Source organism: Kitasatospora sp. NPDC048296 (genome assembly GCF_043201815.1).
GTDB lineage: Bacteria > Actinomycetota > Actinomycetes > Streptomycetales > Streptomycetaceae > Kitasatospora.
Map to the genome: position 1 here is coordinate 13369 of NZ_JBICZB010000047.1, position 16942 is coordinate 30310.

The window sequence follows — 16942 nt, forward strand, 5'->3', positions numbered from 1 at the left end:
CGTGCACGACCGAACCGACCAGCTCGCCGACAGCAGATACCTCCTGCTGACCACCTTCGGTGACGACGGAACCCGGCTGGACTCGCAGCTCTGGGTGGTGTCCGACGGCACCGCGCTCGGTGTCTGGACCCCCGCCCACTCCGGCGAGGCCGAGCGGATCCGGCGCCATCCCAGGGTGCTGATCGGCCCCTGCGACGCCCACGGGCGCCCCACCGGCCGGCAACTCCCGGCCCGCGCACGGCTCTGCGACCCCGATGCGACGGCCCGCTACCGCACCTCGCTGATCAACAAGTACGGCCTGACGGCGCTGATCGCGCTGGCCCGCAGCCGGTTCCGGGTGGGGCTGGCGGGGACGGTCGGGATCCGGATCACGCTGAACGAGTTGGAGCAACGGCTGGTCGGGCCGGAGTGGCGGCCGCCGACGACGTACTGCGCCAACTGAGACGTACTGCGTCAACTGACGGCCGCCGGGGCTCCGTCGAGCCCGCGGGCGGCCTCGTGCCTGCGGGCGGCCTCGTGCCCGCCGAGTGCCGGGACCCCTGGGAACGGGGCCCGGTACTCGGCGTCACCGGCACCTGCCCGTCACCGGCACCCGCCGGGGTCAGAGCCCGTCGTCCGGCGCCCGGGCCAGGTCCCCCGGCTCACAGGCCTCCCGGCCGGTCGCCACGTGCACGACCTTGATCGTGCGCTCGGGGCCGCCGGGGACGACCCGCTGCTCGTGCCCGCAGCGCGGGCAGATCAGCGGGATGCGCGGGCGGTGCGATTCCCGTCCGGCCTGGTCCGCGCCCGGGTCCGGGGCGATCACGTCAGCGGGTGGGTCGGGACCGGGCTGACCTGCTGGATCTCGCCGTGGGCCTTGGTGAGCAGCTGCGAGGCGAGGTCGTTGAGCGCACGGGCGCCCGCGATCTCCTCCCCGACCCGCAGCTGTTCCGGGTCGGAGGGGTGGCGGCTGCTGTAGCCGTGGGCGCGCAGTTCGGTCCCGTCGCTGAGCCGGAGCATGGCGGCCGCGGTCGTCCGGGGGCCGTCCTCGCGGAACTCCATCTCGATGTGCCAACCGACCAGAGTCTGCATGGCGGATCACCTCCATCGGTTACTCCTCCAGAGTGCGCCGCACCCAACGTGAACACCAGAGCAGCCGGACCGGGGGCGAGTTGAACGCGTTCAACTCGACGACGTAGAGTCGGCGACGACGGCATATTTGAACACGTTCAAGAGGGGGTGCACCCGCCGTGGGCAAGGGCACGACGGAACTGGTGGACCTACTGGTCCTGCTCGGCATGGGCGCCGTCCTGCCGCTCGGCCTGGCGCTGATCGACGAACCCGGGCCGGCCCGGATCCGCCGGCTCTGGCCGCTCGCCGCCGTCCCCGGGGCGCTCTCGCTCTGGCTGCCGCGCGGCGCCCTCGCCACCGGACCGGCGGTCGTCCACGCGCTCGGCACCCTGGCCGTCGCCCTGCACGCGCCGCTGCGGCTGGCCCGGACCCGCTCGCTCGCCCCCGCCGAGGTCGCGGTGCTCACCGCGCTCGCCGCGCCCTCGGTGGCCGGGGTCGCCCTGGTCGCCGAGCGCTCCGGCTACCCGCTGTTCGGCTTCGAGCCGCACATCCTGGCGCTGACCGTCCCGCACTTCCACTACGCCGGATTCACCGCCGCGCTGGTCGCCGGGCTGGTCTGCCGGGCCGACCACGCCTCCCGGCCGGCCCGCTGCGCGGCGCTCAGCGTCAAGGCGGGCACCCTGCTGGTCCTGGCCGGGTACTTCCTCGGCGACTGGTGGCAGTTCGCCGGAGCGGTCGTGCTGACCACCGGGATGTGGCTGGTCGGCCTGGTCAGCTGGCGCGAACTGCGGCCCCGCGGTGGGGACGCGGTCACCGCCCGGCTGCTGGCCGCCTCCTCGGCCGTACTGGCGCTCACCATGCTGCTCGCCCTCTGGTGGGCCTTCGGCCGCGCCGCCGGACTCCCCCACCCCACCCTGGCCTGGATGGCCGCCACCCACGGCCTCGGCAACGCGCTCGGCTTCGCCCTCTGCGCGCTCCTCGCCTGGCGCCGGATCAACGCCGCGGAGATCTCCCGATGAACGACTACAGCTACCCCGAGCAGGGCGCCAGCCGCACCGGCGAGCTGCCCGCCGGGTACCGCCACCTGCGCCACCAGGCGCTGATCGGCCACGGGCGCGCCGCCCTGGAGGTCACCGGGGCCGCCCTGCTCGGCCGGCGGATGCACCGCCTCGCGGGCATCCGGATCGACGCGGAGGCCGAGGAGGCGGCAGCGGGCGTCGCCGTGCGCTGCGCGATCGGTGTCGGCCCACTGCGGGCGGGCGCGCCGAACCGGGTGCTGGCCGCCGTCACCGGCCCGGACCGGTACGGCTTCACGTACGGGACCAGGCACGGGCACCTGGGCCGGGGCGAGGAGACCTTCCTGGTCGAGCTGGCGCCGGACGGGGCGGTCTGGTTCAGCGTCACCGCGTTCAGCCGGCCGGTCGCCTGGTGGGCCCGGCTGGCCGGGCCGCTGTTCCCGCTCCTCCAGGGCGCGTTCGCCCGGCGCTGCGGGCGGGTGCTGGCCGCGATCGCGGCGGACGCGGCGTAGCAGCGGCGGACGCGGCGTAAACCGGTTGGTGCCGTGGGCCGCGACCCCGGCATCATCGGCGGGTGATATCGATGCAGCCAGTGCTGGAGATCCGCACCCCCGACGGCTTCACACTGTGGCCCACGGGCGCCCACAAGCCGTACGAATTCCTCGTACTGGACGGGACGTTGACGCCGGAGGAGGTCGGCACCGCGGTCTGGCTGCTCGCCGCCACCAATGACGTCGACCCGGAGGAGGGCGAGGATCGCGGCCCGCGCCCGGACGATCCCCTGGGCGCCCTCCTGCACGGGCTGCTCACCATGGAGTACCTGTTCGCCCCCGGCGGTTTCCGGGTCACCGACACCACCACCGGCGCCGTCCTCGAACCTGGCTGCTGCAACGGTCTGGAGGAGTGGCGTGACTGGCTGGAGGTGACGGACGGGTGCGGCGAGGCCGGGTTCGGCCACGACCCCGACGCCGGGGCCGAGCGTCTGGGCCGCGTGGTGCGGCTGACGGCGGACACCAGCGAGGCGAACAGCCCGGTGATCGAACTGCCGGTGGAGGAGCTGCGCCGACTGATCGCCGGGGCCGAGCAGGACCTGCGCGACTTCGTCCGGCTGGCGGGCGGTTGGGCCGAGCTGCAGCTCCCCGAGCGGGGCGCCGCCGTCACCGCCGCGCTGGCCCGGGCGCTGGACCTGGAGGATCCGGCGTGACCAGCTTCCTCACCCACCGCGCCCTCGTCCACGACACCACCCTCCCGCCGTACCGGCGCCACGGCGCCCTGCGCACCTGTCTCACCCGCTTCGCCCCCTACGGCTTCCGCGCCACCTACCACCACCTCACCGTCAGCGCCCGGATGCCCCGGCTGCTGGAGGCCGACCCGGACTCGCTGGTGCGGGCGGTGGAGGAGCTGCACGAGGCGCGGCAGCTGTGGCTGGCCCGGGCCGAGGAGTACGCGGCGCAGCGGAGGGCCGCGAAGCGGGCCGGGCAACGGCACCCCGCGCAGCCGGCGTGGTGGGACCGGCCCTGGTGGGCCTCACCGGATTCGGCCTGGCGCAACGACCCGTTCCTGCATCCACGGTTGAGCCTGCCCGACTACGTCCGGCGGCAGAACGCGCTGCTGGACGGGGCCGAGCTGCCGGGCTGCCCGGCCTGCGGGGAGGAGGGGCCGGCGCTGTCGGTGTCGACCGGCCACGACCGGGCCGAGCTGTGCCGCTCCTGCGCCCGGGTGCTGGTGCCGTGCCCGTGCGAGCAGTGGCACAGCTTCGAACCCGAGCTGCGGATCGGCTGGAGCCGGACCTGGCGCCGGGAGCACATGACCGGCACCGGCGGACCCAACCCGCACTGGCCCACCCACCTGGGCACGGCCCGGATCGGGCGGCTGGAGTCGTACACCATGCGTTGGGACTCGGGCGTGCTGCACTACTACCGCGACGAGGAGGGCCCTCCGGGTACCTGACCGACGCCGGTCGAACACGGTGGGAGGCCCGCCGGCTCAGGCCTTGTGCGCCGGGATCGCGACCAGCAGGGCGCCGGTGTTCTGGACCCGTACTTCGAAGTGGTCGATGTCGCCCGGTTGGAAGGCCGCGCCGCCGGTGGTCTGCAAAGAGGTGCCCCGGTATTCGGACTCGTCGTAGCCGCCCGCCGGGACGCTCCAGGTGGTGACCGTCTGCTGCTCGCCGGTGTGCGAGACGGCGACCAGGCGGCAGGTCAACGGGCCCTGGACGCCGCTGAGTTTCAGGCTGACCTGGCTGCCCCAGGTCTTCCCGTCCACGCCGACGGTGGCCTTGGCGCCGGTGCTCGGGTCGGTGGCGCTGAACTGCTCGGCGACGGCGACCACGGCGGGGCCGCTGTCGGCGGTGAGCACCGCGGCGGTGACTGCCGGGCCCGCCGCGACCATCGCGGTCGCGGCCAGGGCCAGCACCAGCCGCCGCACCCGGCCCCGCCGCCGGACGGTCGTGACCTCGGCGGTCAGCCGGTCCAGGAGCCGCGGGTTCGGGCTCGGTACGGGCTCGGCCGGGTCGAGCCCGACGGCCCTGGCCGACTCGACGTACTCGGCCAGGGCCGGCTCCAGGAAGCCGAGGCGGCCCACCTGCCCGGTGCACTGCGGGCAGTCGGCGAGGTGCCGTTCGAAGGCGGTGCGCTCGGCGGGCTCCAGCAGGCCGAGGACGTACGCACCGGCGTCGACGTGCTCGGCGGCGTCGGACACGTCGGTGTCGGGCACGTCGGTGTCGGGCACGTCGGTGTCGGGCACGTCGGTGTCGGGGACGCGGTCCGGTCCACCGGGGTCGGCGCCGGGGCGTTCGGTCACGATGTCACTCCCCGTTCCTCCAGCGCGAGCCTGAGCGAGCGCAGTGCGTAGAACACCCGCGACCGTACGGTGCCGGCCGGGATGCCGAGTTCGGCGGCCGCCTCCCTGGCGGTGCGGCCCTTGAGGTAGGTCTCGACGATGATCTCGCGATGCGCGGGCGACAGGTCGCCGAGCGCGTCCGCGACGGTCATCATCCGCAGCGCCCGGTCGATCTCGTCCTCGGCGGGCAGCTGTTCCAGCGCAGCCGCGTCCACCTCGCGCGGCCGGGCGCGGGCGCTGCGGTGGTCGTCGATGACGATCCGGCGGGCGACGGTGACCAGCCAGGGACGCAGCGAGCCGGCCTGCGGGTCGAGCCGGTGGATGTTGCGCCAGGCTCGGACCAGCGTCTCCTGGACGACCTCCTCGGCGTGCTGGCGGTCCCCCGCGACCAGGTGGAGCACGAAGCCGTAGAGCGGACCGGCATGCTCGCGGTACAGGGCCCGCATCAGCTCCTCGTCCGCGGCCCCCGTACCGTGCGCGGCACTGCCGCCGGCGGGGTGCTCCTCGGTCACCACTTCTTCATCGTTGCGCACCCGGGCCTGCTGGTCGAGGGCGGCGGTCGCCATCGGTCAACGGTCATCGGTCATCGGTCAGCAACCCGGGGTGCTGGGCGGCTGGTTGCCGCCGGTCGGGGTCGGCGCGAACCGGGTGCCGGTTACGCCCCGGCCCCGCGGGGGCGCTGCGCACGGGGAGCCTCCCACCTCGGTGAACGGACCGGACATCCTTCTGTACGGTCCGTGGTGGCCGCGTACTCGATCCGGAAGGCCCCCGGAATACCCCGTCGGGCATCACCGTTGTGCCCGGCAGACGGTCCGTACCGCCACCTTCGGAAGGGAAGGATTCGCGAGATGAGCAACATGGTCGAGCTGACCAAGGAGAACTTCGACGAGATCGTCCCGGGCCCGGAGGGCAAGGACTTCGTCTTCATCGACTTCTGGGCCGGATGGTGCGGGCCGTGCCGCCAGTTCGCCCCGGTGTACGAGAAGGCCGCCGAGCGCCACCCGGACCTGGTCTTCGCCAAGGTGGACACCGAGGCGCAGCAGGAGCTGGCCGCCGCGTTCGGCATCCAGTCGATCCCGACGCTGGCGATCATCCGCGAGGGCGTGCTCGTCTTCTCGCAGCCCGGCGCGCTGCCCGAGGCGGTGTTCGAGGACCTGATCGGCCAGGCCCGCACGCTGGACATGGCCGAGGTGAAGCGCAAGGTGGCGCAGGAGCAGGCGGCCGGCGGCCAGGCCTGATCCGAACGGACCTGACGGGCCCGGGGAGCGGTGTCTACCCGGGCCCTCGTCATGCCGGCGGCCCGCTCCCTTCCCGCCCGCCGTCTTCCCAACCGGCCCCTTCCCGCCCGTCCTCCGCGCCCCAGGCGGCGAGCCGGGCCGCGAGCGCCCGGACCTCCGCCCGCAGTTCGGCGGGCTCGCGGACGGCGAACGGCCAGCCCAGGCCGGCCAGCATGACCGCGACGCCGTCCAGGTTCTGCGCCCGGGCCCGCAGCAGCACCCGGTCCTCGGCGAGCTCGGTGAGCGTGCCCGCGGCGGGCGGCAGTCGACGGCGGGCCTCGGCGAGGGTGGTCTCCAGCTCCACCTCCACCCGGTGCCGCCAGGGCACCCCGGCCAGCGACTCCACCACCCGCTGCACCGGGTCGACGTCCTCGGGCGGCTCGAAGTCCGCCTCGCCCTGTTCGACCCGCTCGATCCGGTCCAGCCGGAAGGTGCGCGGCTCGCCGCTGCGGTGGTCGAGCCCGGTGGTGTACCAGCGGCCGGAGTGGAAGACCAGACCGTACGGGTCGAACTCGCGCTCGCTGGGCCGGTCCTCGCGGTCCCGGTAGGCGAGCCGCACCCGGCGCCGGCGGCGGGCCGCCTCGGCCAGGGTGAACAGCGCGGCCGCGGCCGGGCTGGGGCCGGCGGCGGGCGTGGCGGTCACACCGAGGGTCTGCTCGACGGCGGCGATCCGTTCGCGCAGCGGCGGGGGAAGCACCCGCTGGATCTTGGCGAGGGCGGTCTCGGCGGCCCGCTCCCCCACCGACAGGCCCGAACTGCGCCCGGCCAGCAGGCCGAGGACCACCGAGGCGGCCTCCTCGGGGTTGAGCATCAGCGGCGGGAGCCGGTAGCCGGGCAGCAGGCGGTAGCCGCCGTAGCGGCCGCGTTCGGCTCGGACCGGGATGCCGAGTTCGGCGAGGCGCGCGGCGTAGCGGCGGATGGTGCGTTCGTCGACGCCGAGCCGGGCGGCCAGTTCGGCGCCGGTCAGGCCGGGGCGGTCCTGGAGCAGCTCCAGCAGGGCGAGCACACGGCTGACCGGGTGTTCCACCGGGGTGCTCCTTCCTGGCCGCGACATCCGGGCGGGATCTGTCCGGATTCGATCCTAGAGTCGGCGGTGACGGAGGCCCCACCCACGAAGGAGCGATCCACCATGAGCACGTTCGTACTGGTCCCCGGGTTCTGGCTCGGCGCCTGGGCCTGGGACGAGGTGGCCGGGCCGCTGCGCGCGGCCGGGCACGAGGTCCATCCGGTGACCCTGCCCGGCGTGGCCGAACGAGCCTGCGAGCAGGGCGACTTCGGACTGGAGGACCACATCGCCGACCTGGCCGAGCTGCTGGTGCGCGAGGACCTGTGGGACGTCGTGCTGGTCGCGCACAGCGGCGCCTGCGCCCCGGTGGGCGGGGTCGCGGACCGGATGCCGGAGCGGATCCGCCGGGTGGTCTACCTGGACAGCGGCCCGATGATCGACGGCGGTTCGCTGTACGACCTCTGGCAGCCCGACTACCGCGAGGCCGCCGACGGCACGGTGGTCGACGGCCGCCTCCCGATGCCGCCCTGGGACGTGATCGCCGCCCACGGCGCCAGCATCGAGGGCCTGGACGAGGCCACCCTGGCCCGGGTCGGCGCGCGGGTCACCCCGCAGCCGGCCGGGACGTACCGGGACCGGCTGCGGCTGACCGGCGCCGGGGCCGCGCTCCCGCAGGCGCTGGTGTCCTGCTCCTTCCCGCTCGACCAGGTGCGGGCGATGATCGCGGCCGGCCACCCCTGGTTCGTCGGACTGGACGGGCCGAACTGGGAGCTGCGCGAACTGCCCACCGGGCACTGGCCGATGTTCTCCCGCCCGGCCGACACCGCCGCGCTGCTGGCGGAGCTCGCGGCAATCTGACCCCATCCGCGTGTTCGCCCGCGCGAAGGCGCGTCCAGGTCGCAGGATGGGCCCCACGCCGCGCCCGCTTACGGGTGGCGGGTACGGGAGCACGGGCAGACCCGGCCCCCGCCCCGGGGGCCGGGTGGCCATCGAGACCACGGAGGACGGGACATGACCAGCAGCACCGCCGAGGAGTACGACGTCATCGTCGTGGGCGCGGGCCCGACCGGCGAGAACGTGGCCGACCGGACGGTCGCCGCCGGGCTGCGCACGGTGATCGTGGAGGCGGAACTCGTCGGCGGGGAGTGCTCGTACTGGGCCTGCATGCCGAGCAAGGCGCTGCTGCGTCCGGCCGCCGCGCTGGCCGACGCCCGCTCGGTGGCCGGCTCCCGGGAGGCGGTGGGCGGCGGGCGGCTGGACGCGGCCGCGGTGCTGGCCCGGCGGGACTCCTTCACCTCGCACTGGAAGGACGACGGGCAGGTGCAGTGGCTGCGGGACACCGGCATCGAGCTGGTCCGCGGCCACGGCCGGCTGGCGGGGGTGCGGACCGTCACGGTGGAGGCCGAGGACGGCACCGAGCGGGTGCTCACCGCCCGGCACGCCGTCGCCGTGTGCACCGGCAGCCGACCGGTGCTGCCCGCCGGGGTGTCCGGTCTGGCGGGGGCGCACCCGTGGACCAACCGGGAGGCGACCGGCTCGCCCGCCGTCCCCGGGCGGCTGGCGGTGGTCGGCGGCGGGGTGGTCGGGACGGAGATGGCCACCGCCTGGCGGGCGCTCGGCGCCGAGGTCGTCCTGCTGGTGCGCGGGGAGGCGCTGCTGCCGCGGATGGAGCCCTTCGCGGGCGAGCTGGTCGCCGAGGGGCTGCGGGAGGCGGGGGTGGACCTCCGGTTCGCCGCCGTGGTCACCGCGGTGGAGCGGGCCGGGGCCACCGGGCCCGTCACGCTGACGCTCTCCGGCGACGAGCGGCTGACCGCCGACGAGGTGCTGTACGCGACCGGCCGGGCCCCGCGCACCGCCGACATCGGGTTGGAGCAGGTCGGACTGCGGCCGGGCGACTGGCTGGAGGTGGACGACAGCTGCACGGTGCTCGGAGTCGACGGCGAGTGGCTCTACGCCGCCGGGGACGTCAACCACCGGGCGCTGCTCACCCACCAGGGCAAGTACCAGGCCCGGATCACCGGCGCGGCGATCGCCGCCCGCGCCCAGGGGCGCGCACTGGACACCTCTCGCTGGGGCGCGCACTCCGCGTCCGCCGACCTGGCGGGCGCGCCGCAGGTCGTGTTCACGCATCCGGAGGTCGCGGCCGTCGGCCTGACCCTGGCGGCGGCCGAACGGCTCGGGCTGCGGGTCAAGGCCGTCGACCACGAGATCGGCGCCGTCGCCGGGGCCTCGCTGTACGCCGATGGCTACCGCGGCCGCGCCCGGGTGGTCTACGACCTGGACCGGGAGGTGATCGTCGGCGCCTGTCTGGTCGGGCCCGCCGTCGCCGAGCTGCTGCACTCGGCCACCGTCGCGGTGGTCGGCGAGGTTCCGATCGACCGGCTCTGGCACGCCGTCCCCGCGTACCCGACGATCAGCGAGGTGTGGCTGCGGCTGCTGGAGGACTGCCGGGGGTAGCCGCCACCTTCCGGGTGAGCGGCGCGGCGAGGTGTGGCCTCCGGTGGGCGGCGGGACACTGGCAGTCGGGGAGGGGCGTCCCGGGGGGCCGTGCTCGTGACCAGGTGGTGTGAGGCATGACCGAGGTGCTGTTGGCCGTCGGAACCGAGAAGGGCCTCTTTCTCGGCCGCAGCCGCGACCGGCTGGACTGGGAGTTCAGCGGGCCGCACTTCCGGATGAACGCGATCTACTCCGTCTCGATCGACCGCCGCGACGGCCGCACCAGACTGCTCGCCGGTGCCGACAGCAGCCACTGGGGGCCCTCGGTCTGGCGCTCCGACGACCTCGGCGCCGACTGGTACGAGCCGCCGCGGCCGGCGATCCGCTTCCCCGAGTCCACCGGCGCCTCGCTCACCCGGGTCTGGCAGCTCCAGCCCGCCGGGCCGGAGGCCCCCGGGGTCGTGTACGCCGGCACCGAGCCCGCCGCGCTGTTCCGCTCCACCGACGGCGGCGAGACCTTCGCCCTGGTCGAGTCGCTCTGGAACCACCCCCAGCGCAGCGAGTGGGGTGCCGGCTACGGCGGCCAGGGTCTGCACACCGTCCTGACCGACCCGCGGGACCCGCAGCGGCTGCTGGTCGCCGTCTCCAGCGGCGGCGTCTACCGCAGCAAGGACGGCGGGGACAGCTGGGAGCCCTCCAACACCGGGCTGCGCGCCGAGTTCTTCCCGCCGGACAGCCAGTACCCCGAGTTCGGCCAGTGCGTCCACAAGATCGCCCCGGACCCGGTCCACCCGGACCGGCTCTACCTGCAGAACCACGGCGGCGTGTACCGCAGCGACGACTGGGGCGGCAGCTGGCGCTCCATCGTGGACGGGCTGCCCGCCGAGTTCGGCTTCGCCGTCGCCGCCCACCCGCGCCGGGGCGACACCGCCTACCTCTTCCCGCTCGGCGGCTCGGACGACCGGATCCCGCCCGGCCGCCGCTGCCGGGTCTTCCGCACCATCGACGGCGGCACCAGCTGGCAGCAGCTCGGCGAGGGGCTTCCCGGCGAGGACCACTACGGCATCGTGCTGCGCGACGCCCTGCGCACCGACGACGCCGAACCGGCCGGGATCTACTTCGGCAACCGGACCGGCGACGTGTACGGCAGCCGGGACGAGGGCGAGAGCTGGTCGCTGCTGATCTCCCACCTGCCGGACGTGCTCTGCGTCCGCGCGGCGGTGGTGGGTTGAGCGGTGCCCGGCGGTGAACCCGCTGGTCGAAAACCTGTTGCCTGGACGCTCCCGTCCTGGCGAGCATGGGCCGCCGACGAACGATCTCGTGAAGTGGGGTGGGCCATGCCCGAAACGGACTGGGTGACCAGGCGGAACGGCGACGGCGTACCGGTGGTGCGCTACCAGCCGGGAGAGCGGGAGGGGCGGCCCTGGGCCGACCTGTTGGAGGTCCTGGACGACTCGGTGGACGCGGCGGAGTTCGTCCGCGCCGAGCTGCCCGGGTGGGTGGTCTCCGGCCCTCCCGGGCTCGGAGAGCGCCTGCTGGAGCGGGGCGCCCGGCGGCTGCGGCACGCCCACACCTTCCGGCGCGACCTGCGCGCCGACCCCCCGCCCGCCGACTGGGCCGGAGCGCCGCTGCGCGAGGACCTGCGGGCGGTGCCCTGCGACCGCGCGCCCGAGGAACTGCTGGAGTCCTGGCGGGCCGCCTTCCACCCCGACCACGTGGACCACTTCCGCGGTGACGACACCCGGGCGCTCGCCGAGCGGATCGGCCCGCTGCTCGCCGGGAAGGCCATCGGTCCGGTGCTGCCCTCCAGTCTGCTCGCCGTGGACGCCGAGGACCGGGTGGTCGCCGGGGCCGTGCTCACCGACCGCGACGGCCTGCCGTGGGTCGCCGAGGTCTTCCGCCACCCCCGGCGCGGCTACCGCGGCCTCGGCGCCGAGCTGCTGCGCCGGGCGATCGCCGACGCCGCCGACCGCGGGCTGGCCGACGTGCACCTGACAGTGTCCGAGGGCAACCCGGCCCGCCGCGTCTACGAGTCGCTGGGCTTCCTGCTGCAGGAGACCTCGCTGACCGTGATCGTGCCCGACGCCGGCTAGCACCCGAGACTCTGGGCTCCAGGGCTGCCAAGCCCGGGGCCGCAACGGCCCACGGCTCAGGGCCGGGCGAGTTCCAGGACGGCGATCCCGCCCAGGACGGTGATCGCGGCGGTCAGCCGCAGCCGCCCGAGGCGTTCCCGGAACACCACCGTGGCGATCAGCGCGGCGATCACGATACTGGTCTCGCGCAGCGCCGCGACCGTCGCCAGATTGCCCCGGGACTGCGCCCAGACCACCAGGCCGTACGCCGTCAGGGAGAGCACCCCGCCCGTGATCCCCAGCGGCAGCACCCTGCGCACCCCGGTGAACAGGGTGCGGCCGCGCCGGGCCCAGACGATCAGCGCGAGCGTCGGCCCCTGGAGCAGGAACAGCCAGGCCACATAGCCGCCGACCGTCCCGGCGTGCCGGACACCGCTGCCGTCCAGCACCGTGTACCCGGCGATCATCACGCCGGTACCGGCCGCGGCCCCGAGTGCGGGCAGCTGCGCCCGCCCGGGTATGCCCCGGGCGAAGGCCAGCCCGATCAGGCCGCAGGAGATCACCACCACGCCCACCAGCTCACCCGCCCCCAGGTGCTGGCCGAGCAGGGTGACCGACAGCAGCGCGACCAGCATCGGCGCCGAGCCGCGGGCGATCGGGTACATCTGCCCGAAGTCGCCCAGCTGGTACGCCCGCAGCAGCAGGACCGTCGAGATCGTCTGGACCACCGTCGAGGCCAGCAGGTACGGCCAGGCCGCAGCGGCCGGCAGCGGGTTGACCGCGACCAGGACCAGCGCACACGCGGTGTAGGTCAGGTTGATCAGCGTGAAGCCGACCATCTTGTCCGGGATCCGGTGCGCCAGCCCGTTCCACACGGCGTGCAGCACGGCGGCCGTGAGCACGACCAGCGGCACGGCCGACCCGATTTCAGACATGGCGAAGCTCCCCTCCCGTCAGCCCACCGGATTTCCGGCAGGCTTGGAACCGAATTCCACGCTACCCTAGCTTCATGGAAGAACGTTCCGAATTTTTCACGCCCCTGGAATCCCGGCTGGCCGCGCAGATCCGGGCCCGGCTCGGCGAGCTGCGCGGCACCGAGGCGAGGGTCGCCCAGGTGGTGCTGGACCGGGGCGCCGAACTGGTGCACCTGAGCGTCAGCGACGTCGCGGCACTGGCCGGAACGGCCCCCTCCTCGGTGGTCCGGGCCTGCCAGCGGCTCGGCTTCCGCGGCTTCCAGGAACTGAAGATCGCCGCCGCCCTGCGCGCCCCCGCCGCCCCCGCCCCTGCCCCGGGGCCGGCCGCGGACTCCGACGACCCGGCCGCCCGGGCGCTCGCCGACACCCTGCGCGCCGCCCGGGCGGCCCTGGAGGGCATCACCGCCACGCTCGGCCCGGACGACCTGCGGGTAGCGGCCGAGCTGCTGGACAACGCCCCCCGGGTGCTCCTGGTCGGCACCGGGCTGTCCGGTGCGGTGGTGCTCGACCTCGCCTACCGGCTGCGCGCGCTCGGCCTGCCGGTGGACGCCCCGGCCGACTCGATCACCGCCCAGCTGGTGGCCGACGGACTGCCGCCGGGCGCCGTCTGCCTGGCCGTCAGCCACACCGGCGCCACCCGCAGCGTGGTGGACGCCGCCCGCAGCGCCCGGGCGGCCGGGGCCGAGGTGCTGGCGCTCACCAGCTACGCCCGCTCGCCACTCACCGAGACGGCGACCTGCGCCCTGATCGCGGGCGGGCAGGACCTGGTCTTCGGCCTGGAGACCACGGCCAGCCGGCTCGCCCACCTGGCCGCCGTGGACGCACTCGCCCAAACCCTGCTGGCACTGCGCGGGCCGCGCGCGGAGCAGGCCCTCCGCCTCTCGGCGGACGCCTGCGCGCGCTACGTCTACTAGAGGCGCTACGTCTACTGGAGGAAGCGCCCGTGAGCAGGCTAGGAGCGGGGGCCGTGCGTGCCCTCGACCCTGGCGCCGCGCATCACGACCATGGTCAGGCCCACCGCGACCAGCAGCTCCGCCCAGAAGAACGCCGCGTAGTCCAGCAGCGAGCCGATCGGCGGGTAGCCGGGTGCGGCGTTGCGCATGCCGACCAGGGCGAACAGGGTCGCCGCCATCCAGCCCAGCGCGGGCCAGATGATGCCGCGCCGCTGCCGCACGATCAGCCAGGCCGCCAGCAGCACCGCCAGGGCCAGCGCCCACATCGCCGCCATCATGAACCAGGCCAGGATGAAGGTGCTGCGCGAGCGGCTGATCCGCTCGGTGACCGCGACGCCGTTGCCCTCGTTCAGCGTCGCGGTCTGCTTGAAGGCGAAGAAGGGGTCGCCTTCCTCCAGCCCGATCACCAGCGGGACGGGCCGCCCGCCGACGGTGGCCTGGAAGCCGATGATCGCGCCGTAGTGGTCGAAGGGGTAGTCCGAGACCCGTCCGTCGAACAGGTTGAACGTCACGGCGCTGGAGCCGATCGGCTGGCCCGCCGGATACCTGAGCGTGGTCTGCTCCAGCGAGGTGGTGTCCAGCACCACGTCCCCGGCGGGCACCAGCAGGTTCTCCGCCGTTTGCAGGGCGCCGTGGGGTTGCACCACGACCTTGGCGGTGACGGTCTGCGCGGCCGCGTCCACCCGTTGGAGCACCACGTCGACCTCCAGGAAGTCCGGGCCGGGCGCGGTGGCGCCCGCCACCTGGGCGTGGCTGCGGCTGGAGCGCTCGTTGAAGTAGAGCAGCAGCCCGGCGGCCACCGACAGCGCGATCGCCACCACCACGGCGTACGCCCGCCAGGGCCGGACCTTCGGCCGGACGGCGCCCGCGACGGAACCACGCGTCCGGGCGTGGATCCGGACCCGGGGGCGGGCCGTGGGGCGCGACGGCCGGACCACCCGGCGGTACGGCGGTGTCCGGCGCTGCGGCGGCGTACTCATCGACCTGCTCCCACGGTCGGCGGCGGCACCCGCTGCCGCCCATCCCGCCAGCGTCCGCACGTCGCCCCCTCCCCCGCAACCGGGGCGGGCCGGTCGAGGCCTGCCCGGAGCTCGGGAAAGCCGCTGGTCGGAGGTGCTGTGTAGGCTCAATACCCATGGTGAGGGTGACACGGGACGATGTGGCTCGGGCGGCGGGGACGTCTACGGCGGTCGTGAGTTATGTGATCAACGACGGACCCCGGCCGGTGGCGCCGGCCACCCGGGCCCGAGTGCTCGCGGCGGTCGAGGAGCTCGGCTACCGCCCCAACCGGGTCGCCCAGGCGATGGCGCGGCGGCGGACCGATCTGCTCGGCATGGTCGTGCCGGACGCCCGGCAGCCCTTCTTCGCCGGGCTCGCCCACGCCGTCGAGCAGGCCGCCACCGAGCACGGCCGGCTGCTGCTGATCGGCAACTCCGACTACGCCGACGAGCGTGAGGCGCACTACATCCGCGCCTTCCTCGGCATGCAGGTGGACGGCCTGATCCTGGTCACCCAGGACCCGGCCACCTCCGGGCTGACCGGCTTCGACTCGGCCGACGGCACCCCGATCGTCCTGCTGCACCACCGCGCGGAGAGCGCCGACGGCGTGGCCGTGGTGGCGGACGACGAGGGCGGCGCCCGCGCGGTGGTCCGCCACCTGCTCGACCACGGCCACGCCGAGGTGCACTGCTTCGGCGGCACCCTGGCGCTCAGCCCGCTCGACCCGGTCACCGGGCGGACGGCCGGCTGGGCCGCGGCGCTGGCCGACGCCGGACTGTCCCCCGAGGGGCGGCTCACCCAGGCACCCTTCGACCGGGTCCGGGCGCACGCCGAGGCGCTCACCCTGCTGAGCCGGCCCGACCGGCCGTCCGCCGTGTTCTGCGCGACGGACGACCAGGCGATAGGCCTGCTGCGGGCCGCCGACGACCTCGGCATCCGGGTGCCGGAGGACCTCGCGGTGGCCGGCTTCGACGACATCGCCGAGGCGGTGATCGCCGGACCGGCGCTGACCACCGTCACCACCGCGCAGGACGCGATGGCCCGGGCCGCGCTGGAACTCGTCCTCGGCGGGCCGGAGCGCCGCGCCGCCGGGGCCCGGACCTTCCCGGCCGAGCTGGTGGTGCGACGCTCCTGCGGCTGCCCGGCCCCCGACCGGGCAGCGAGCCTGACGTAACGTCAAAGCCATGGACCGGTAGGTCAGTTCAGCTGGAACGTGGCCTCGACCGGGTAGTGGTCGCTGGGCGCGTTGGTGTCCAGCTGGCCCGGCGTCCAGCCGGCCTGGGGGTCGAAGTCGACCTTGACGCTGGACATCCCGGCCGGCACCGGGCGGCCCGGGGCGTTGAGGTAGCCGATGTAGTCGAGGTCGTCCCGGTAGTCCGTCGGGAAGGTCTCGACGCCCGCCATGTACTGGCACCAGGAGGAGACCGGGCAGTCCATGGTGGTGCGGTCCTGGCTCGCGTCGGTGGCCGGGGTGCCGAGCACGCCGTTCACCGCGTTCTGGGCGTTGGTGTAGTCGCCGCGGCTCTGGCCGTGGAAGTACTCGACGTTGAGGTCGCCGCCGATCAGCACCGGCGCGCTGCTGCCGACGATCCCGTCGACCCAGGCGCGGATCTCGGCGAGCTGGCCGAGCCGGGTGGACTGGGTGGTGTCGGTGGAGACGTCCGACTCGTCGGCCTGCAGGTGGGTGCCGACCACCCAGGAGGTGTTGCCGCCCTTGTTGACCTGCACCAGCGCCGCGCCCTTGTTGGCGTGGTAGTCCCAGGTGCCGTAGGTGGAGTTGCTGAAGACGTGGGCGTACTGGGCGGTGATCGGGTACTTGGAGAGGATCATCGTGCCGCCGTTGATGACGAACCACGAGCTGGAGCAGTTGCCGCTGATGCCGGTCCAGCCGCCGCCGGAGCAGGTCTGGCCGACCACCGGGGTGCGGTACGGGTAGAGGTCGGCGAGCTTGCTGTTGATGTCGGCGGTCGAGCTGTTGTTGAACTGCTCGTCCAGGATGACCACATCGGCGTTGTGCTGACGGACGATCTGCTCGACCACCGGGGTGCGGCGGGCGGCCTGCTCGTTCTGGGTGCTGTCGACGATGGCGGTGCCGAGGTCGACGTTGAAGGCGAAGACGGACAGCGCGGTCGGGCCCGCCGAGGTGGTGGCGGAGGCAGTCGGGGCGGTGCCACCGAGCAGCAGTGCGGCGGCGGCCGCCGAGGTGAGGGCGGTGGCCGTGCGACGCGAGAGCATGGGCGTTCTCCTGGGGGATCCGTCAATCCGGTGGGGCCCGGCGCCGGGGTGACCGGCCGCCGGGGATTGGCGGGGGAACGCTA

The 16942-nt window shown here is 74.5% G+C and carries 20 protein-coding genes; 12 read left to right on the forward strand and 8 right to left on the reverse strand.

Annotated elements, in window-relative coordinates; all coding sequences use genetic code 11:
- Nucleotide 1 precedes the first annotated feature (1 nt).
- Nucleotides 2-442 (forward strand): PPOX class F420-dependent oxidoreductase, encoded by a 441-nt coding sequence (locus ACGF12_RS25000; RefSeq protein WP_393034153.1) that lies wholly within the window; start codon nt 2-4, stop codon nt 440-442.
- A gap of 159 nt (nt 443-601) precedes the next feature.
- On the opposite strand, the gene ACGF12_RS25005 is transcribed toward ACGF12_RS25000, so the two are convergent.
- Together ACGF12_RS25005 and ACGF12_RS25010 are read right to left on the reverse strand one after the other, a co-directional pair.
- Entirely contained in the window at nt 602-805 is a 204-nt protein-coding gene (locus tag ACGF12_RS25005) for a hypothetical protein (protein WP_393034155.1), read from the reverse strand.
- Nucleotides 802-1071, reverse strand: a complete 270-nt coding sequence (locus ACGF12_RS25010) for a DUF1876 domain-containing protein (protein ID WP_393034158.1) — start codon at nt 1069-1071, stop codon at nt 802-804. Before ACGF12_RS25010 ends, ACGF12_RS25005 begins: the two co-directional genes overlap by 4 nt.
- A gap of 206 nt (nt 1072-1277) precedes the next feature.
- Here ACGF12_RS25010 and ACGF12_RS25015 point away from each other — a divergent pair, with 206 nt between their 5' ends.
- From ACGF12_RS25015 to ACGF12_RS25030, 4 genes are all read left to right on the forward strand, one after another.
- Nucleotides 1278-2069 carry a YndJ family protein gene (locus ACGF12_RS25015; protein ID WP_393034290.1) on the forward strand — a complete coding sequence of 264 codons (792 nt, stop codon included), beginning with the start codon at nt 1278-1280 and terminating at the stop codon, nt 2067-2069.
- Nucleotides 2066-2578, forward strand: a complete 513-nt coding sequence (locus ACGF12_RS25020; protein WP_393034161.1) for a DUF1990 family protein — start codon at nt 2066-2068, stop codon at nt 2576-2578. The genes ACGF12_RS25015 and ACGF12_RS25020 overlap by 4 nt, the downstream gene beginning before the upstream one ends.
- Before the next feature lie 71 nt (nt 2579-2649).
- Nucleotides 2650-3270 carry a hypothetical protein gene (locus ACGF12_RS25025; RefSeq protein ID WP_393034164.1) on the forward strand — a complete coding sequence of 207 codons (621 nt, stop codon included), beginning with the start codon at nt 2650-2652 and terminating at the stop codon, nt 3268-3270.
- A complete protein-coding gene (locus ACGF12_RS25030) occupies nt 3267-4016 on the forward strand; it encodes a hypothetical protein (RefSeq protein WP_393034167.1) in 750 nt (249 codons plus the stop codon). The genes ACGF12_RS25025 and ACGF12_RS25030 overlap by 4 nt, the downstream gene beginning before the upstream one ends.
- A 36-nt stretch (nt 4017-4052) precedes the next feature.
- On the opposite strand, the gene ACGF12_RS25035 is transcribed toward ACGF12_RS25030, so the two are convergent.
- Both ACGF12_RS25035 and ACGF12_RS25040 read right to left on the reverse strand, forming a co-directional pair.
- Nucleotides 4053-4868 carry a zf-HC2 domain-containing protein gene (locus ACGF12_RS25035; protein WP_393034170.1) on the reverse strand — a complete coding sequence of 272 codons (816 nt, stop codon included), beginning with the start codon at nt 4866-4868 and terminating at the stop codon, nt 4053-4055.
- On the reverse strand, nt 4865-5473 hold the full coding sequence (locus tag ACGF12_RS25040; protein ID WP_393034173.1) for a sigma-70 family RNA polymerase sigma factor: 609 nt from the start codon (nt 5471-5473) through the stop codon (nt 4865-4867). Before ACGF12_RS25040 ends, ACGF12_RS25035 begins: the two co-directional genes overlap by 4 nt.
- Before the next feature lie 282 nt (nt 5474-5755).
- Here ACGF12_RS25040 and ACGF12_RS25045 point away from each other — a divergent pair, with 282 nt between their 5' ends.
- Complete coding sequence (locus tag ACGF12_RS25045; RefSeq protein WP_393034175.1) at nt 5756-6145, forward strand: thioredoxin family protein; 390 nt, start codon at nt 5756-5758, stop codon at nt 6143-6145.
- A 49-nt stretch (nt 6146-6194) separates the two neighbouring features.
- On the opposite strand, the gene ACGF12_RS25050 is transcribed toward ACGF12_RS25045, so the two are convergent.
- On the reverse strand, nt 6195-7211 hold the full coding sequence (locus ACGF12_RS25050; protein ID WP_393034178.1) for a helix-turn-helix transcriptional regulator: 1017 nt from the start codon (nt 7209-7211) through the stop codon (nt 6195-6197).
- A gap of 102 nt (nt 7212-7313) precedes the next feature.
- On the opposite strand from ACGF12_RS25050, the gene ACGF12_RS25055 reads away from it, so the two are divergent.
- The 4 genes from ACGF12_RS25055 to ACGF12_RS25070 all read left to right on the forward strand — a co-directional run bounded on the left by ACGF12_RS25055 (nt 7314) and on the right by ACGF12_RS25070 (nt 11719).
- Entirely contained in the window at nt 7314-8048 is a 735-nt protein-coding gene (locus ACGF12_RS25055; RefSeq protein WP_393034181.1) for an alpha/beta fold hydrolase, read from the forward strand.
- A 153-nt stretch (nt 8049-8201) separates the two neighbouring features.
- Nucleotides 8202-9647: a dihydrolipoyl dehydrogenase family protein gene (locus tag ACGF12_RS25060; protein WP_393034184.1), complete on the forward strand. Its 1446-nt coding sequence runs from the start codon at nt 8202-8204 to the stop codon at nt 9645-9647.
- Between the two features lie 116 nt (nt 9648-9763).
- Nucleotides 9764-10858: a WD40/YVTN/BNR-like repeat-containing protein gene (locus ACGF12_RS25065; RefSeq protein ID WP_393034187.1), complete on the forward strand. Its 1095-nt coding sequence runs from the start codon at nt 9764-9766 to the stop codon at nt 10856-10858.
- Nucleotides 10859-10963: 105 nt separating this feature from the next.
- A complete protein-coding gene (locus tag ACGF12_RS25070; RefSeq protein WP_393034190.1) occupies nt 10964-11719 on the forward strand; it encodes a GNAT family N-acetyltransferase in 756 nt (251 codons plus the stop codon).
- Between the two features lie 56 nt (nt 11720-11775).
- Here ACGF12_RS25070 and ACGF12_RS25075 read toward each other — a convergent pair whose 3' ends face one another.
- Nucleotides 11776-12633, reverse strand: coding sequence for an EamA family transporter (locus tag ACGF12_RS25075; protein WP_393034193.1), 858 nt, complete (start codon nt 12631-12633; stop codon nt 11776-11778).
- Nucleotides 12634-12707: 74 nt separating this feature from the next.
- Here ACGF12_RS25075 and ACGF12_RS25080 point away from each other — a divergent pair, with 74 nt between their 5' ends.
- Nucleotides 12708-13586: a MurR/RpiR family transcriptional regulator gene (locus tag ACGF12_RS25080; protein WP_393034196.1), complete on the forward strand. Its 879-nt coding sequence runs from the start codon at nt 12708-12710 to the stop codon at nt 13584-13586.
- A 38-nt stretch (nt 13587-13624) separates the two neighbouring features.
- Here ACGF12_RS25080 and ACGF12_RS25085 read toward each other — a convergent pair whose 3' ends face one another.
- Entirely contained in the window at nt 13625-14605 is a 981-nt protein-coding gene (locus ACGF12_RS25085; protein ID WP_393034199.1) for a DUF4436 family protein, read from the reverse strand.
- A gap of 155 nt (nt 14606-14760) precedes the next feature.
- On the opposite strand from ACGF12_RS25085, the gene ACGF12_RS25090 reads away from it, so the two are divergent.
- On the forward strand, nt 14761-15798 hold the full coding sequence (locus ACGF12_RS25090; RefSeq protein WP_393034202.1) for a LacI family DNA-binding transcriptional regulator: 1038 nt from the start codon (nt 14761-14763) through the stop codon (nt 15796-15798).
- A gap of 23 nt (nt 15799-15821) precedes the next feature.
- Here the strand turns inward: ACGF12_RS25090 and ACGF12_RS25095 are convergent, their stop codons facing one another.
- Entirely contained in the window at nt 15822-16859 is a 1038-nt protein-coding gene (locus ACGF12_RS25095) for a sphingomyelin phosphodiesterase (RefSeq protein WP_393034205.1), read from the reverse strand.
- Between the last annotated feature and the right edge of the window lie 83 nt (nt 16860-16942).

Coding starts and splice junctions, on each gene's coding strand:
- ACGF12_RS25025 (WP_393034164.1), top strand. CDS start 2,650: ATGCAGCCAGTGCTGGAGATCCGCACCCCCGACGGCTTCACACTGTGG.
- ACGF12_RS25040 (WP_393034173.1), bottom strand. CDS start 5,473: ATGGCGACCGCCGCCCTCGACCAGCAGGCCCGGGTGCGCAACGATGAA.
- ACGF12_RS25065 (WP_393034187.1), top strand. CDS start 9,764: ATGACCGAGGTGCTGTTGGCCGTCGGAACCGAGAAGGGCCTCTTTCTC.
- ACGF12_RS25060 (WP_393034184.1), top strand. CDS start 8,202: ATGACCAGCAGCACCGCCGAGGAGTACGACGTCATCGTCGTGGGCGCG.
- ACGF12_RS25015 (WP_393034290.1), top strand. CDS start 1,278: ATGGGCGCCGTCCTGCCGCTCGGCCTGGCGCTGATCGACGAACCCGGG.
- ACGF12_RS25055 (WP_393034181.1), top strand. CDS start 7,314: ATGAGCACGTTCGTACTGGTCCCCGGGTTCTGGCTCGGCGCCTGGGCC.
- ACGF12_RS25045 (WP_393034175.1), top strand. CDS start 5,756: ATGAGCAACATGGTCGAGCTGACCAAGGAGAACTTCGACGAGATCGTC.
- ACGF12_RS25085 (WP_393034199.1), bottom strand. CDS start 14,605: ATGAGTACGCCGCCGCAGCGCCGGACACCGCCGTACCGCCGGGTGGTC.
- ACGF12_RS25020 (WP_393034161.1), top strand. CDS start 2,066: ATGAACGACTACAGCTACCCCGAGCAGGGCGCCAGCCGCACCGGCGAG.
- ACGF12_RS25095 (WP_393034205.1), bottom strand. CDS start 16,859: ATGCTCTCGCGTCGCACGGCCACCGCCCTCACCTCGGCGGCCGCCGCC.
- ACGF12_RS25070 (WP_393034190.1), top strand. CDS start 10,964: ATGCCCGAAACGGACTGGGTGACCAGGCGGAACGGCGACGGCGTACCG.
- ACGF12_RS25090 (WP_393034202.1), top strand. CDS start 14,761: ATGGTGAGGGTGACACGGGACGATGTGGCTCGGGCGGCGGGGACGTCT.
- ACGF12_RS25080 (WP_393034196.1), top strand. CDS start 12,708: ATGGAAGAACGTTCCGAATTTTTCACGCCCCTGGAATCCCGGCTGGCC.
- ACGF12_RS25075 (WP_393034193.1), bottom strand. CDS start 12,633: ATGTCTGAAATCGGGTCGGCCGTGCCGCTGGTCGTGCTCACGGCCGCC.
- ACGF12_RS25010 (WP_393034158.1), bottom strand. CDS start 1,071: ATGCAGACTCTGGTCGGTTGGCACATCGAGATGGAGTTCCGCGAGGAC.